The organism is Pseudarthrobacter sp. MEB009 (assembly GCF_030208875.1).
Lineage (GTDB): Bacteria > Actinomycetota > Actinomycetes > Actinomycetales > Micrococcaceae > Arthrobacter.
The window spans coordinates 1-14,587 of sequence record NZ_JARVTC010000011.1 but is presented as its reverse complement, the minus strand read 5'-3'; the positions used below and the strand labels follow the sequence as shown (position 1 = coordinate 14,587).

General features: G+C 68.5%; 15 protein-coding genes. 2 read left to right on the top strand and 13 right to left on the bottom strand.

From position 1 onward, the window contains the following. Positions 1-64: 64 nt before the first annotated feature. From QRN07_RS09890 to QRN07_RS09880, 3 genes are read right to left on the bottom strand one after another with little or no spacing between them, the layout of a single operon-like run. Positions 65-3,139, bottom strand: a complete 3,075-nt coding sequence (locus QRN07_RS09890; RefSeq protein ID WP_285240960.1) for an AAA family ATPase — start codon at positions 3,137-3,139, stop codon at positions 65-67. Further along, on the bottom strand, positions 3,136-4,305 hold the full coding sequence (locus QRN07_RS09885) for an exonuclease SbcCD subunit D (protein ID WP_056597289.1): 1,170 nt from the start codon (positions 4,303-4,305) through the stop codon (positions 3,136-3,138). Before QRN07_RS09885 ends, QRN07_RS09890 begins: the two co-directional genes overlap by 4 nt. Positions 4,306-4,361: 56 nt before the next feature. Then, positions 4,362-5,384 (bottom strand): MIP/aquaporin family protein, encoded by a 1,023-nt coding sequence (locus QRN07_RS09880; RefSeq protein ID WP_050685520.1) that lies wholly within the window; start codon positions 5,382-5,384, stop codon positions 4,362-4,364. 155 nt (positions 5,385-5,539) lie between these two features. On the opposite strand from QRN07_RS09880, the gene QRN07_RS09875 reads away from it, so the two are divergent. Further along, positions 5,540-6,634: an ADP-ribosylglycohydrolase family protein gene (locus QRN07_RS09875; RefSeq protein WP_285240959.1), complete on the top strand. Its 1,095-nt coding sequence runs from the start codon at positions 5,540-5,542 to the stop codon at positions 6,632-6,634. On the opposite strand, the gene QRN07_RS09870 is transcribed toward QRN07_RS09875, so the two are convergent. Together QRN07_RS09870 and QRN07_RS09865 are read right to left on the bottom strand one after the other, a co-directional pair. Next, complete coding sequence (locus tag QRN07_RS09870) at positions 6,615-7,094, bottom strand: DUF4395 domain-containing protein (protein WP_050685522.1); 480 nt, start codon at positions 7,092-7,094, stop codon at positions 6,615-6,617. The genes QRN07_RS09875 and QRN07_RS09870 overlap by 20 nt on opposite strands. A gap of 69 nt (positions 7,095-7,163) precedes the next feature. Next, entirely contained in the window at positions 7,164-8,165 is a 1,002-nt protein-coding gene (locus QRN07_RS09865; RefSeq protein WP_056597488.1) for a 3'-5' exonuclease, read from the bottom strand. Between the two features lie 154 nt (positions 8,166-8,319). On the opposite strand from QRN07_RS09865, the gene QRN07_RS09860 reads away from it, so the two are divergent. Further along, the gene (locus QRN07_RS09860) at positions 8,320-9,120 is read left to right on the top strand and encodes a DedA family protein (protein ID WP_050685534.1); all 801 of its coding nucleotides are present in this window, start codon (positions 8,320-8,322) and stop codon (positions 9,118-9,120) included. Positions 9,121-9,212: 92 nt separating this feature from the next. On the opposite strand, the gene rdgB is transcribed toward QRN07_RS09860, so the two are convergent. The 8 genes from rdgB to clpS form a co-directional block, all read right to left on the bottom strand. Further along, on the bottom strand, positions 9,213-9,860 hold the full coding sequence (gene rdgB / locus QRN07_RS09855; RefSeq protein ID WP_056597284.1) for an RdgB/HAM1 family non-canonical purine NTP pyrophosphatase: 648 nt from the start codon (positions 9,858-9,860) through the stop codon (positions 9,213-9,215). After that, the gene (gene rph / locus QRN07_RS09850) at positions 9,857-10,615 is read right to left on the bottom strand and encodes a ribonuclease PH (protein WP_050685524.1); all 759 of its coding nucleotides are present in this window, start codon (positions 10,613-10,615) and stop codon (positions 9,857-9,859) included. The genes rdgB and rph overlap by 4 nt, the downstream gene beginning before the upstream one ends. Positions 10,616-10,664: 49 nt before the next feature. Continuing rightward, entirely contained in the window at positions 10,665-10,895 is a 231-nt protein-coding gene (locus QRN07_RS09845; RefSeq protein ID WP_050685525.1) for a helix-turn-helix domain-containing protein, read from the bottom strand. Continuing rightward, positions 10,895-11,467 (bottom strand): hypothetical protein, encoded by a 573-nt coding sequence (locus QRN07_RS09840; RefSeq protein WP_285240958.1) that lies wholly within the window; start codon positions 11,465-11,467, stop codon positions 10,895-10,897. Before QRN07_RS09840 ends, QRN07_RS09845 begins: the two co-directional genes overlap by 1 nt. Before the next feature lie 141 nt (positions 11,468-11,608). Further along, positions 11,609-12,406, bottom strand: coding sequence for an MBL fold metallo-hydrolase (locus QRN07_RS09835; protein WP_285240957.1), 798 nt, complete (start codon positions 12,404-12,406; stop codon positions 11,609-11,611). Then, positions 12,403-13,416 (bottom strand): glutamate racemase, encoded by a 1,014-nt coding sequence (murI, locus tag QRN07_RS09830; protein ID WP_285240999.1) that lies wholly within the window; start codon positions 13,414-13,416, stop codon positions 12,403-12,405. The genes QRN07_RS09835 and murI overlap by 4 nt, the downstream gene beginning before the upstream one ends. A gap of 114 nt (positions 13,417-13,530) precedes the next feature. Beyond that, complete coding sequence (locus QRN07_RS09825) at positions 13,531-14,097, bottom strand: DUF2017 domain-containing protein (protein WP_056597275.1); 567 nt, start codon at positions 14,095-14,097, stop codon at positions 13,531-13,533. Next, complete coding sequence (gene clpS / locus QRN07_RS09820) at positions 14,090-14,473, bottom strand: ATP-dependent Clp protease adapter ClpS (protein WP_050685530.1); 384 nt, start codon at positions 14,471-14,473, stop codon at positions 14,090-14,092. Before clpS ends, QRN07_RS09825 begins: the two co-directional genes overlap by 8 nt. Positions 14,474-14,587 lie beyond the last annotated feature (114 nt).

Sequence of the window (14,587 nt, the reverse complement as noted above, 5' to 3'; positions counted from 1 at the left end):
CTCTGCGCACCGTCCCTCCTCCCGATGCGCGAAACCCGGTAACTGTTCCAGTATATCGGCGCCGCTACCCGGGCAGGTCCAGGGCGTCGGTAATGCGCAGCGTGGACCCGGTCCTGGCCTTGATGACCTGGAGCTGGGTCCCAATCCGCTGCTTCATCTCCCCCACATGGCTGACCAGGCCTACCACCCTGCCGCCATCCCGCAGGCCTTCCAGAGCGTCCATGACCTGTTCCAGTGACTGCTCGTCGAGGCTGCCAAAACCTTCGTCCACAAAAAGTGTCTCAATTTCCACGCCGCCGGCTTCCTGCTGGACCACGTCCGCCAGCCCGAGGGCCAGCGACAACGAGGCCATAAAGGACTCACCGCCGGACAGGGTGGAGGTGTCCCGGCGGAATCCCGTCCACTGGTCCACAACCTCCAGGCCCAGGCCGGACTTGGCGCCGCGGGCAGCCTTGGCGTCGGTGTGCTGGAGCAGGTACCGGCCATCACTCATGGCCACCAGCCGTTCCGACGCGGCCAGGGCCACTTGTTCCAGCCGGGCGGCCAGGACATAGCTGTTCAGGCTCATGCGGTAAGTATTCTCGCCCCGGCCGGCTGCGGCGTCCGCCAGGCCGGCCAGCATCTGAGCACGCTCGGCGGGCCCCCGGGCCGCCCCCGTCAGGTCAGCGTATTCGGTGCCCATTGCCTGCAGCGCGGCGAGGCAACGCCCGGCCAGACCGGCGGCGAGGTCCGCCTGCCTCGCTTCCTCGCGGGCAGCGGCAGCGGCCCCGCGAAGGGCCAGGAGTCCATCGGTGCCGGCTCCGGGCCCGGCGGCCTGTTCCTCCCGGGCCTGGACCAGGTCCGGGGAGGCAAACAGTTCAGCCACACGCGCGGCTTCGTCCTGCGCGGCCCGGACCTGTGCCTGGAGCGAGGCTGCCTCCGCGCCGGCCAGCAACCGCTCCCGGGCTTCGTCGGGGCTGCTGAATCCTGCCCCCGGCAATGCCTGCTCCAGCTGTTCCGCCGCCTCAGCGGCCGCTGCCCGTGCCCGGTCCAGTCGTTCCTGTCCGTCCAGGGCCTTGGCGAGGACTGCCGCCGATTTTTCCAGGGCCCGCAGGCGCTGCGGCAGGCTCCGATGCCCGTTGCGGAGCTCAAGCAACGCCTGGTCCAGGGTTTCGGTCTGTTCCGCCAGGCCGGCAAGCTCCGCGGCGGCCTGCGCCAGTTCCGCTTCCGTGGCAGCGCGGGCTTTGGCCGTGGCGGCAATGGCGTCATCCGTCTTCGCCAGCTCTTCCCGCTTTGTGGCGAGTTCGGCCGCGGCGTCCCTGGCGGCGCGGGCCGCCTCCCGGGCATCGTGTGCGTCCTGGCGTGCCTGCTCCTCCGGGGTGTCGCCACCCTGGCTGACCAGGACGGCGATCTTCTGGTCTGCGTCCGACAGTTCCCTGCTGACCTGCACAAATGCGGCCTCGGCCGCCTCGTGCTCCTGCTGCGCAGCCTCCTCCGCCTGGGCCAGGCCTGGGCCGCCGTGGCCGGATGCCGCAAGAAGCGGGTGCTCGCCGCTGCCGCAGACAGGACAGGGGCTGCCGGGAAGCAGATGGGCGGCCAACTCGGCGGCGGCGTTGGCCAGCCTTGCTTCGCGTAGATCGAGCCACTCGCGTTTGGTTTCCAACCGGACTTCCCGGGCCTGTTCGTACCGGAGGTGGACAGCTGTACGGCCGGTGAGGGCCGCGGCATGGCGGCGGACCACGTCCAGCAGTTCCCCGGCAGCAGCAGCCTCCTTGCTCAACAACGGTTCGGCCCCGGCGCGCAGCTCAAGGTCCGGCAGGCCCGCCATCAGCGCGCTGCGATCGGCACCCAGCCGGACTTCGCGGCTGTCCAGGTCCGCCAGCGCCTTGCCGGCCAGGTGGTGCCGGCCCGCAAGGGTGGTGTGCCGGGTGCGAAGTTCCCGCAGCCGGTCTTCGTCCGGCACGCGGGCTTCCACCACGGCCAGCAGCGAGCGGAGCCGTCCCAGTTCCGCCGTGGCGCCGGACAGCGGCGCCGTCCCGGAGCGCCCGGCCTGCTCCAGATCCTGCTCCTGGTCCAGCTCCAACCGGGCCAATTCCGGGTCTTCCGCCGCCGCCAACCGGAGCAGGGTCAGTGCTGATTCGGCTGCTGAGGCTGCACCGGCCACCTTTGCCGCTGCGGAGTCAACACCCTGAAGGTGTGCGGCCAGGACTTCCGCCTGGCGGTGGCGGTCAAGCCGTTCGAGCTGGCTGGCGACCTGCGCGGCAGAGCTGTGCACTGCCTGCGCCCGGACGTCCGCGGCTTCGAGCCTGGCACGCCGGTCCTGGCGGGCTGCTTCCGCCTCCACTTCGGCGGCGCGGGCCGTGCTGGCCGTACCCGCCGCCGAAGCGGCCTTCGTCAGCTCGCCGAGCCGGTCTTCAACAGCGTCGGTGAGCCATTCCAGCCGCTCAGCAGTCTCGGCGGCCGGGGCATCCTCAGTGGCCAACTCCAGGGCCGCGGCCTCCGATTCGGCGCGGCCAAACAAGACGCCCAGCCGGGCTGTCAGCGCGGCCACACTTTCCTTGGCCGCCTGGGCCTGGCGGGACAGTTCCTGTTCCAGGGATTCGAAGCGCTGGGTGCCAAACAGTTTCTGCAGCAGTTCCAGCCGGTCCGACGCCTTGGAACGGAGGAACGCGGCGAAATCGCCCTGCGGCAGCATCACCACCCGGGTGAACTGCTCACGGTCCATCCCCAGCAGGGCCAGAATCTCGGCGCCTGCTTCATCATTGCGGGCGGACTTTTCCTGCCAGGCGCCGCCCACCCGCTCGCGCAGGAGGGTCTTGGCCTGCTGGGTGGTGAAGCCGTTTTTGCCGCGGGCGCTGGGTTTGTCCCAGGCCGGTGACCTGGTCACTTCGAACCGCCGGCCCTGTGCGGAAAACTCGCAGGTGACAGCAGGTTCCTGGCCTGGCTCCGCATGGTCGCTGCGGAGCCGCTTGCCGTCCTGCCGGGCACCCGGAACAGAGCCGTACAGGGCGAAGCAGATGGCATCCAGGACGCTGGTCTTGCCGGCACCCGTGGGGCCGTTGAGCAGGAACAGGCCATGCGCGCTGAGCCGGTCGAAGTCGATGTCCTCCGTACCGGCGAACGGCCCGAACGCTGAAATCCGAAGTGCGTGGATCCTCATCGGGACACCTCCTGCAGGCGCACGTTCTCGATCGCTGCGGCCAGTGCTGCGGTTTCGTCCGGATCAGGTTCGCGGCCACGCACGTGGTCCAGGAATCCGCAGCAGACGGCGAGGTCGTCCGGTGCGCCGGCCAGCCTGCTGCTGTAGGTGGCGGTGCTTGCCGCTGTGGCCCCGTCCGGGTCGAAGCCCAGGACCAGGGTGTCCGGGAACCGTTGCCGCAGCTGTTCCATGGCCCGGGCGGGACGCTGCGGATCCGTGAGGGTGACCTGGCAGTAGGCGGTTTCCGCCCACGCGTGGTCCGGCGAGGCCAGAAGTTCAGCCAAATGGCCGCGGAGAACAGCGAGCTCCCGGGGCGCTTCCCAGTGGATTTCCTGGACAGCGGTGACGCCCCCTGCTTCGATGTCCACCAGCCAGCCGCCCTTACGGTGGCCCGCTTCCGAGAACGAATACGCCAGCGGGGAGCCGGAGTACCTGACCTGGGGCGACAGCTGCTGCCTGCCATGCAGGTGGCCCAGTGCGGTGTAGCTGAAGCCGTCAAACAGATCCAGCGGGACGGCCCCCACGCCGCCTATGCTGAGGTCCCGCTCGCTGTCGGAACTGATGCCGCCGGTGGCGAAGGTGTGCGCCAGGACCACCGAGTGGACGGTACCGGGACGTTCCGCCAGATCGGCGCGGATGAGCCCGGTGGCGGCCTGTGTCACTTCGAAATGGCTGGCCGGAACGCCCAGCTGGTCCGCGACGAGCCGTGGTTCCAGCCAGGGAATGCCGTAAATGGCCAGCTGGGCGGAGGCCCCGTCAGGGTCCTCCCCGAGCGGCAGGAGCAGCGGCTGGGCCAGGTGTTCCACCCGGGTCCGCAGGTGCACTCCCCCGCGTTCCAGGAGCCTGGCGGCAAAGCCCAGCCGGATGGCGGAGTCGTGGTTTCCGCTGGTGAGCACCACCATGGCACCGGCTTCGGTGATCCGCACCAGCGCATCATCCAGGAGCCGGACCACGTCCACGCCCGGCAGCGCGCGGTCGTAGACGTCGCCGGCAATCAGGACCACATCGACGTTGTGACCGCTGACGGCCGCCACCAGCTGGTCAATGAAGTCCCGTTGGGCGTCCAGCATGCCTACGCCGTGAAAGGACCGGCCCAGATGCCAGTCCGAGGTGTGTAATAACCGCATATTTCTACGCTAGCGGCTGGCACCGACAGTTTGCGCACCCGCCGCAGCGGGGCGCATCAGCCGCGCTTTCCGTCAAAGAATTCCCGGGCCTCGTCGGTACTGGCCGAAGGAGTTGCGGCGGCGCCCGCCGGGCCCTGCCGGGAAGGTTCGGATTCCGGCAGGAAACCGTCGACGGCGGACGCGTCGCCGCCGTCGGCAGCGTCCCGGAAGCCGCCGTCGTCCTGGCCGTCAACACCAGACCGGCCCCCTGCCGCGGCGACGTCATCCGCGGTATCAGCTGCGGGGTCGCCGCCGTCGATGGCTGCCACCGGCGTCGAAGCAGCGGCAGAGTCGAAAACGCGGAACAGCAGGCCCGCGATGGTGCCGCCCACCAGTGGCATCAGCAGGAAGACCCAGACCTGCTCAACCGCCCATCCTGGGCTGAAGACCGCCGAAGCAAGGGCGCGGGCGGGGTTGAAGGGAAGGTTGCCCAGAGTCTGGCCCAATTGAAGAAGCGCGGCGAAGGCCAGGCCCACGGCCACCGGGGCGGCCGCCCGGGCGGTGTTGGCACGCGATCCCGCGCCCAGGAACACGGCCACGATGATGATGGAGCCCAGCAGCTCCAAGAGCAGCACGGCACCCAGCGGCGCCTGCACAATCGAGTGCTCGGCAAAGCCGGCGGTCACCGTGGCGAATGCCGTGCGGCTGTCCTGGATGCCGGGAAGCGTACTCAGGACACCGAAGAGGGCAAGCGCGCCAACCAAGGCCCCCGCCAGTTGTGCGGCGACGTACGCTGCCGAGCGGCCGGCGCGGATCCGCCCGGCCAGGAGATGGCCCACCGTGATGGCCGGGTTGAAGTGACCGCCCGAGACGTGTCCGAAGGCGATCATGGCAGCAGTGATGGCCAGGCCCGCGGCCAAAGCCGAAGGCAGCGGACTGGTCTGCGGAATGCTGAACAGCGGAACGCCCAGGGCCACCACGGTGATGAACAGGCTGCCGAAAGCTTCGGCGGCCAGCCGGGGCAGCAGTCCGCCCTGCTGGGATTCGCCGGCAGCATCCGGCTGACGGGTATCGGACCGGGCAGGGGCAGGCGTGCGCATGGGAAACCTTAAGTCAGGGGTGGATGGCAGTGTTGCCGCTGGCAACCCCAACACTCTTCCAGTCCAGGCTGTGGGTTTGCTGGAGGTGCCCTCAAGCGGGCACTGCCGCGGGCCCGTGGCTCGGGCCGGCCACCCTGCCACGGTAAATTTGCAGCATGAGCAACGAATCCGGCCAGCCCGGCCCCGCCCTGAAGTCCCGCATCCACGGCTGCCTCCTGGGCGGTGCCCTGGGAGACGCGCTGGGCTACGCGGTGGAGTTCGATTCCATGGCAACAATCCGGTCCCGCTTCGGCAACAGCGGCCTGCAGGGCTTCGGTGCCCTCGACCGCCCAGCCCATTTCTCCGATGACACCCAAATGACCCTCTACACCGTGGACGGGCTGGTGGAGGCGCTGGAGTGGGCCAACTCGGGTGTCGGCGCAGACGCCAACGCCTGCCTGTGGCTGTCCTACCTGCGCTGGCTGGCCACGCAGGGTGTCGAGGCCGGCCCCCGGGCGCCTGCACCGCAAGCGCGCTGGATTGATTCAAACGCCGTCCTCCACCAGCAACGCCACCCCGGCAAAGCCTGTCTCTCTGGCCTTGCCACCGGAGAAATGGGCACCTCAATCCGGCCCGTCAACCCGGAGTCGAAAGGGTGCGGCACGGTGATGCGATCGGCACCGTTCGGGCTGATCCCGCACATCACGGCCGACGCCGTCTACAAACTCAGCTCCGACGCCGCCTCCCTCACGCATGGCCACCCTTCTGCCCGGCAAAGCGCCGGGGTGTTCAGCCTCCTGATCCACCACCTTGTGGCCGGCGAAACCCTGGCCGGGGCGGCAGCCACCGTGGCAGCCCATGCAGCCACCGTGAAGGACGTCGCCCCGGAACTGCCGGGGCGCCTCGACGCCGCGCTGCGGCTTGCCGGGCAGGGCGTGGTGGCACCGGAGGAACTGGTGGCGGCACTTGGCGAGGGCTGGGTGGCGGAGGAGGCGTTCGCCGTCGCGCTTTACGCTGTCCTGGCCACAATCCCCACGGACGCCGCGGACAACGGCGAGCCCCGCCCGGTCCGGCATTTCCGGGCCGCCGTCGCCTTGGCGGTCAACCACAGCGGGGACAGCGATTCCACCGGATCCATCGCGGGCAACATCCTGGGCGCGCATTACGGCACGGACTGCCTCCCGGCCGACTGGCTGGAGGCGTTGGAAGCGCCTGAGGTGATCCGCGGAATGGGCGAGCTGCTGGTGAAGGTTACGACCGGCGAAGGCTGATGTTGTTGCAGGCCTCGCACACGTCCGCCGGGATCAGGCCGCGGCGCTGCAGGAACCCGAAGATGACACAGCCGGCGCAGAAGCCCAGGACGGCCTCAAGCGAGGCGGCCACCACCAGCAGTCCCAGCACCGTCCAGGCGGCAGGTGCCGCGCCGGCCAGGAACAGCAGCAGCGCAATGGTGGAGATTGCGGCTCCGAGGCCCTGCGCAAAACGCTTCGGCGGCCCCGGCACCAGCCTGGCCTTCCCCAACCACGGCGTGATGACCTTGACGGAGAGCAGGGCCAACGGCGAAACCCTTGGACCGAAAAGCACCCGGAGCCAGAACCCTGCGGCCAGGGCAAGCAGCCCCCAGACGGAGCCTGTCACCGCCGTGGCCAGGGCAAGGACCACCACCAGTCCCGCCGTCACCCGGGCGGCGTATTCGTTGACTGGATTGGGGAACGCAAAAAGGGAGCTCATGGCCCAAGGCTAGGAGCGGAGTCCCCGGCTTGGAAGCTTTGTTGCGCCGCATGACCGGCAGCGGGATGATCAGGCGCCGGCCGCCGCGAAACTTCCCACCATCTGCAGGAATTCGCCCTCGGACAGCACCTCGATGGCCTGGCCCCGGTCGTGGAGCTCCAGGACGCGTTTGGCTTTGCCCGTGAGCCGGCCGGACCGGAGGTCTGCGGCCACAAAACCGTCGCCCACCACCAGAACGGTGGTGCGGCCCGTTACCCGGCTCTCGGGACGGGCACCAAGTTCCGCGGACCGGATTTTCGCTTCGGGCCGGCCGATGGACAGCGAACCGGTGAACACGATGGTTTGGCCATGCAACGGATGCCCCGGTGCGGCGGCCGGGTTGGGCTCCGGGTTGGCGCCCTCCTCCGGCCAGCCCGACTGGAAGGGCCGGAACAGCGCAGCGCCGTTGCCCGAGGAAAGGGCGGCCAGGCTGGGCTTGGAGAGCGGGTCGATGGCGGGGTCAAACGCCTCCTGCCGGGGCATCACCAGCCCCAGCGACAGGTACAGCTCCGCCACGCTGTTGGCGCCGTTGCGCGCAGCGATGTCGATCAGGATCCCGGCGCAGGCGCGGGCATCCTCGGCGGCGTCGTGGTGGTTCACCAGCGGCACACCGGCTTCCTCCGCGGCGAAAGGCAGCGAGTTGGAGACCAGCGAATAGCACCGCCGCGACAGCATCACCGTGCACACATAGTCGTAGGCCGGGCCGGGAAGGCCGGAGACTTCCAGGGCCGAGCGGATCACGCCGAGGTCAAAGGCCGCGTTGTGGGCGGCCAGCACATCGCCGCCGATGAAGGCGCCGATCTCCGGGAACAGGTCGCCGAACCGCGGCTGCAATGCCACGTCGGCTGAGGTGATGCCGTGGATACGGGTGTTGTGGTACTCAAAGTGGTCGTGGCGCGGGGGCGGGCGCATCAGCCAGGACGCTTCCTCCACCACACGGCCGCCGCGGACCTTGGTCAGCCCCACGGCGCAGGGGGAGCCCCTGAACCCGTTCGCCGTCTCGAAGTCAATCGCCGTAAAATCCAAACCCACGCCCACACTTTACCGCCGGGCCGGGCCGTTTCCACGTTACCGGGGCGGCCCTGTCACGGATATCACGCGGACGACGGCGGCCGACGGCTTAGGGGGTGGCCTCACCGGACGGCACATGCAGGTCAAGTACCCTTGGAAGGTGAACATCCCTCTCCTGAATGACCTTGCTGTGTCCACGCTGGGCGGTGCAGGACCGGTCCAGCCGCAGCTGGCCTCGTTCCTCCCCGACTGGCTGAACCCCCAGATCTTCCTGGCCGATCCCGCCCTGGCGCCCTGGGTGGTGCTGCTTGTGTGCGGTATCGTTTTCGCCGAAACGGGCCTGCTGGTGGGCTTCTTCCTCCCGGGCGATTCCATGCTGTTCACCGCCGGCCTGCTTGTGGCCACGGATACCATCAAGTTCAACGTGTGGCTGCTGGCCCTGCTGATCATCATTTCGGCGATCATCGGCAACCAGACGGGCTACCTCATCGGCTCCAAGGCCGGGCCCGCCATCTTCAATAAGCCCAACTCGCGGCTCTTCAAGCGTGAGAACGTCGAGAGCGCCCACGCGTTCTTCGAAAAGCATGGCGGCAAAGCACTGATCCTGGCCCGCTTTGTGCCCATTATCCGGACCTTTGTGCCGGTGATCGTGGGTGTGGCGCAGATGGATAAGCGCAAGTTCTTCCTCTACAACGTCATCGGTGCGGTGCTGTGGGGCGGCGGCGTGACGCTGCTGGGCTACCTCCTGGGCGACCGCGTGCCGTGGGTCCGGGACAACCTGGACATCATCTTTATCCTCATCGTGCTGGTCTCGGTCCTGCCCATCGGCGTCGAGGTGCTCCGTGGCCTTTCCGCCAAGCGGCAGGCCAAGGCCTACGGCACGGACCCCGTGGCCGAGTTCATCGAGGAGCACACCCCTGAGGACGAGCACAAAACGCCCCGGGACACCGGCAGCCACCGGCCCGACCAGCGCTGAGTTCTTTAGCGACAAACGCCGAAGGGCGCGCCCACCGCTGACACGTGGGCGCGCCCTTCGGCGTTAAGGCAGGTCAGGAACGTCCGACGGCGTTACTCGCCGGCTTCCTGCAGGGCGGAGATGATGGCCGGCAGCAATGCCCGGAAGGCTTTGCCGCGGTGGCTGATGGCATTCTTCTCCTCGGCAGAGAGTTCGGCGCAGCTCCGGTCGCCGCCCAGCGGCTGCAGGACGGGGTCGTAGCCGAACCCGCCGGCGCCGCGGGGAGCCCGCAGGAGCGTGCCCTCCAGTTGGCCGTATTCCACGTCTTCGCGGCCCGGCTCCTCCGGGGTGCCGGGGACGGCCAGTGCCGCGGCACAGACAAACGCAGCGCCGCGGTGGGCGTCCGGAACGTCGGCGACCTGGTTGAGCAGGAGCTCCAGGTTGGCCTGGTCGTCTCCGTGCCGGCCGGCCCAGCGCGCGGAGAAGATCCCCGGGGCGCCGCCCATCACGTCCACCGCCAGGCCTGAATCGTCCGCTATGGCCACCAGGCCGGTGGCAGCGGCCACAGCGCGTGCCTTAAGGAGCGAATTCTCGGCGAAGGTGACACCGGTTTCCACCACGTCCGGGGCACCTGCTGCCGCCGCATCCACCACCTGGGTGTCGACGTCGAGCCCGGGCACCTGGCCACGCAGCAACTCCCGGAGTTCACGCAGCTTGCCCGCGTTGTGGGTGGCGAGCACCAACCGGGGAGCGGCCGTCACAGCGTGTCTGCCAGCGTTTCGCGCTGGATGGCGGCGAGCTGCGTGGTGCCCAGGAGGGCCAGGTCCAGCAGTTGGTCCAGCTCGGCGCGGTCGAACGGGGCGCCTTCCGCGGTGCCCTGGACCTCTACGAACTTGCCGGAACCGGTAACCACCACGTTCATGTCGGTTTCGGCGCGGACATCCTCGACGTAGGGCAGGTCCAGCATGGGAACGCCGTCGATGATGCCCACGGAGACGGCGGCGATGGTGTCCACCAGGGGCTGGGCGTTGCGGGCAATCAGCTTGTTGTCGCGGGCGAAGCGGATGGCGTCGGCGAGCGCCACGTAGGCGCCGGTGATTGCGGCGGTGCGGGTGCCGCCGTCGGCCTGCAGGACGTCGCAGTCCAGCACGATGGTGTTTTCGCCCAATGCCTTGGTGTCGATGATGGAGCGCAGCGAGCGGCCGATCAGGCGGGAGATCTCGTGGGTCCGGCCGCCGATCTTGCCCTTGACGGATTCCCGGTCGGAGCGGGTGTTGGTGGCGCGGGGCAGCATGGCGTACTCGGCGGTGACCCAGCCGCGGCCTTCACCCTTAAGCCAGCGCGGAACGCCTGCGGTCAGCGAAGCGGTGCACAGGACCCTGGTGTTGCCGAACTCGATCAGTGCCGAGCCTTCGGCCTGGTTGGACCAGCCCCGGGTGATGCTGATGGGACGGAGCTGGTCGGGGGTGCGGCCATCGGCGCGCACTACGGGCACTGCGGTTGCTTCAGAAGTCATGCCTTCAGCTTATCCATTGAAGCCCGGAGGCCGTGCCACCGGAGCCCGGTCAGCCCTGGCCGGGCTCGTGGGTCAGCAGGTCCCCCACAGTGCAATTGAGGACCCCGCACAGCGCAGTGAGGGTGGAGAACCGGATGGCTTTGGCCCTGTCGTTCTTCAGGACGGACAGGTTCACCAGGCTGACGCCCACCAGCCGGCTCAGCTCCGTCAGGCTCATGCCGCGTTCTGCCAGCAGCTCATCGAGCCTGCAGTGGATGGCCGAGTAGTCCTCAGCCGGCATCAGATGAGCCCCTCGGTGTCTTTCTGCAGGCGGCGCCCAAACTGGAAGGCGCCGGCAACCAGCACCAGCACGGTTCCCGCTATCAGTGGCGCGGCATTGAAGTCGCCGGCAAACAGCACATCGCCGGGCCGGCCCGGCGCCCCAATCAACCGGGCTGCGCCGGTGCGGGCGAGGCCGTCCAGGACCTGCGCCACGGAGCCGGCTCCGGCAAGGAGCAGGCCGCAGCCGATGATGATCCAGGACGACGACGGGGTGAACAGGCTCCGGCGCTGCAGCCGGAAGGCGAGCAGGAAGAGCAGCGCCGCAACGGCGAGGAAACTGAGCTGGTTCAAGACTCCTGCCCAGGCCAACTGGGCCGCCTCCGCGGAGGGCAGCACGGGAATGGTGGCTTCGATGGCGCTGAACCGGGCGGTAGCGTCCAGCAACAGTCCCCCGGGCTGCTGGGAAGCGTCGTTCAGGGGCAGGGTGAGGGTCACCGGCCCGGTCAAGGTGGCAACGACGCCGGACACGGTCCAGACTGTGCTGGCCACGGCGGCCAGCGCCGCACCCGCCATGATGGCGATGGCGTCCACGCGTGATACAAACTGCTTTGGTCCAGCCGACCTGCGCTGCGTTGCCATATTCATGAATCCCCCGGATTATCGATGATCGTTAATAACGAATATCGATAACATACACGATCCGGCTCCGCTGCGCCAGCACCCTTCCGGGCTCTAGACGGTGTAATGCACCCCGGCCACGGCCACCGCCACGTCGCCGCCGAACACGGGCCGGGCCTCGGCCATCACGGTGGTGGGTGAGGTCCAGACCGGAATGTGCGTGAGCAGGAGCCGGCGCGCGCCGGCCGCGGCTCCGGCCTCCCCCGCCCGCTTGCCGGTCAAATGGACGTCCTTGATGCCGTCGTCTCGCCCTTCCTCGAAGGCCGCTTCGCAAAGGAAAAGGTCGGCATCCCTGGCAGCCTCTTCAAGGCCCGGGCAGGAATCGGTGTCTCCTGAGTAGGTGAGGACACGGGTGACCGGGTTGCCGTCCTTATCCGGCTCCACCACTTCCACGCGCAGGGCGTAGGCCTCCTCCACGGGATGGTTCACGGCGTATGGGGTCACGGTGAAAGGGCCAACAGTCACCGGCTTGCGCTCGGCCCAGTTGGTGAAGTCGAATTCCTCGTGCATCCCGGGGTCCAGGTCCAGCCCGTAGGCGGTGGCCATCCGGTCGGCGGTGGCTGCGGGACCCCAGACCGGGATCCTGCCGCCGTCCCAGCCGCCGGGCTTCCAGCGCACCGCAACGTGCAGCCCGCACAGGTCCATGCAGTGGTCCGGGTGGAGGTGCGTAAGGAAGATCGCGTCAATGTCCTCCAGGTCGGTGTACCGCTGGATGGCGCCCAGGGCGCCGCTGCCCAGGTCCATCACCACCTTCCAGGTCCGGTCACCGTCCGTGGCGGTCAGCAGGTAACAGGACGCCGGCGAGCCGGGGCCGGGAAACGAGCCGGTGCACCCGACAATGGTGAGCTTCACAGGCCAGGCCTCCCGTCACGGGCGGTCCCCGCCAGGCGGTCCCCCACGAAGTTGGAAATCCGCGGACGGTTCCGGGCGCTCTGGGCCGCAGCGATCATCTCAGGGGTGATCCGGGCCAGGCTGCCCGTGGGGTACTGGGCCGCCACGTGGTCCACGTGCCGGACGGACAGCACCTCAGGCCCCAGGAAACGCCGGGCCAGCGACTCAAATTGACCGGCGTCGCCCGTGGCAACAAAGTGGTGTTCGGGCGGCGTGGCGTCGGTGCGCTGCAGGTTGCGGGTGGCCAGGGCCCGGTACACGTCCTTGGCGGTTTCCTCAGCACTGGACACCAGGGTCACGTCGGCCCCCATCACAAAGGAAATGACGCCGGTCAGCAGCGGGTAATGGGTGCAGCCCAGGACCACGGTGTCCACATTGGCTGCCTTCAGCGGAGCCAGGTATTCCTCCGCGATGGCCAGCAGGGCCGGTCCCGTGGTGATGCCTGCTTCCACGTAGCTGACGAACTCGGGGCAGGCCACGGAGGTGATCTCCAGGTCCGGGGCGGCCGCAAAGGTGTCCTCATAAGCGCGGGAGCCCACTGTGGCGGACGTGCCGATCACCCCCACCCGGCCGGTGCGCGTGGCGGCAACCGCCCGGCGGACGGCCGGCTGGATGACTTCGATCACCGGGATGCCGTACTTGGCGGTGTAGCGTTCCCTCGCGTCCCGGAGGACGGCGGCCGACGCCGAGTTGCAGGCAATGGTCAGCAGCTTCACACCGGAATCCACCAGTTCGTCCATCACCCCCAGCGCGTTGGCGCGGACTTCGGCGATGGGCAGCGGGCCGTACGGTCCGTGCGCGGTGTCCCCCACGTAAAGGATGGCTTCATTGGGCAGCTGGTCGATGATGGAGCGGGCAACGGTCAGCCCCCCCACGCCGGAATCAAACACACCGATGGGGCGGGATTCCAGCGCGGCGACTGGCAGGTCGCTGGCTGCGGACACCGGGTCAGCATCCGCTGGCGGCTCCATGCTCGGGGCTGTTGTCATGATTATTCGAGGATAGGTCTTCCCGGCAGCCTCAGCCATCATGTTGTGCCCTGGAACTCATGTCTGGTAGGTCACAGGACAGCGGGGCCGCCGCGCTCACCTGCGGGTCTCCATGGACGCCAGCATGGCCTGGACCAGGGATTCCTGCAGCCAGGTGGCGAAGTTGTACACCAGCGCCAGGTAGCTTTCCACGTCCTCGGCCTGGGACCAGTCCTGCATCAGGTGCACATGCCCGGCGTCCTCCTCGTCGCGGATGTCCAGCCGCTCGGCCAGGACCAGGCGGACGTCGTTCAAGGCCATGGACCAATGCCGGGGGCCGTCGCCGGTGAGGACCAGTTCGTCCTTGTCCAGGTCCAGGGCGGCAGCCCGGAGGGCGCCGATCTTGGTTTCCCGGAGTGAACGCTCGGTGAGCTGGCGGAACTCCAGGGACGCGTCGTCGTCATTCTTCATAACGTCCGGCAGCAACCGCAGGACCGCCCGGTCGGAGGGCGCGGCAACGTCCATGTCGAGGCCGATCAGGGCCGCCAGCGGATCCTGCCCTGCCCGCTCCTCGGGTTCAAGCATGGAGATGACGTCATCGATCAGGCTGCGCAGGAGCTCGCGTTCAGCAGGTTCGAGGTAACCGGTGATGCCCTTGAGGCCGTATTTGAATGCCTTAGCCACGTTTCCCCTTACCCTGGCCCGAGCCGCCGGACTTGCCGGACTTTCCGCCCGGACCGCCGCTGGCCTTCTCCACCGTGGCCCACAGCCCGAAGCCGTGCATGGCCACTGCGTGCCGTTCCACTTGTTCCTTGCTGCCCGAAGCGACGATGGAGCGGCCCTTTTTGTGGACCTCCATCATGAGCTTGTTGGCTTTGGTCCCGGAGTACCCGAAGTAGCTCTGGAAAACGTAGCTGACATAACTCATGAGGTTCACGGGATCGTTCCAGATCACCAGGTTCCAGGGGATATCCGGGGCCGTCAGGGAGCCTGTGGCCTCCTCTGTTCCGGTCCGGGTGCCCTCCTGGATGTCAGGGCGGGGCGCAACGCTTACAGTCATCCGTCCATTCTATGGGGAGGATGGTCCTCCGCCGGATAGGCCCACAACGGCGAGGGTCCCGCAGCGAGACGTGGGAGCCGGTGGGTGGGGCCACGCCGGCGAGGGACCCGCGGC

Coding starts and splice junctions, on each gene's coding strand:
- rph (WP_050685524.1), bottom strand. CDS start 10,615: ATGACTTCTGAAGCAACCGCAGTGCCCGTAGTGCGCGCCGATGGCCGC.
- QRN07_RS09880 (WP_050685520.1), bottom strand. CDS start 5,384: ATGCGCACGCCTGCCCCTGCCCGGTCCGATACCCGTCAGCCGGATGCT.
- QRN07_RS09885 (WP_056597289.1), bottom strand. CDS start 4,305: ATGCGGTTATTACACACCTCGGACTGGCATCTGGGCCGGTCCTTTCAC.
- murI (WP_285240999.1), bottom strand. CDS start 13,416: ATGGAGCCGCCAGCGGATGCTGACCCGGTGTCCGCAGCCAGCGACCTG.
- QRN07_RS09890 (WP_285240960.1), bottom strand. CDS start 3,139: ATGAGGATCCACGCACTTCGGATTTCAGCGTTCGGGCCGTTCGCCGGT.
- QRN07_RS09845 (WP_050685525.1), bottom strand. CDS start 10,895: ATGCCGGCTGAGGACTACTCGGCCATCCACTGCAGGCTCGATGAGCTG.
- clpS (WP_050685530.1), bottom strand. CDS start 14,473: ATGACTGTAAGCGTTGCGCCCCGCCCTGACATCCAGGAGGGCACCCGG.
- QRN07_RS09875 (WP_285240959.1), top strand. CDS start 5,540: ATGAGCAACGAATCCGGCCAGCCCGGCCCCGCCCTGAAGTCCCGCATC.
- QRN07_RS09870 (WP_050685522.1), bottom strand. CDS start 7,094: ATGAGCTCCCTTTTTGCGTTCCCCAATCCAGTCAACGAATACGCCGCC.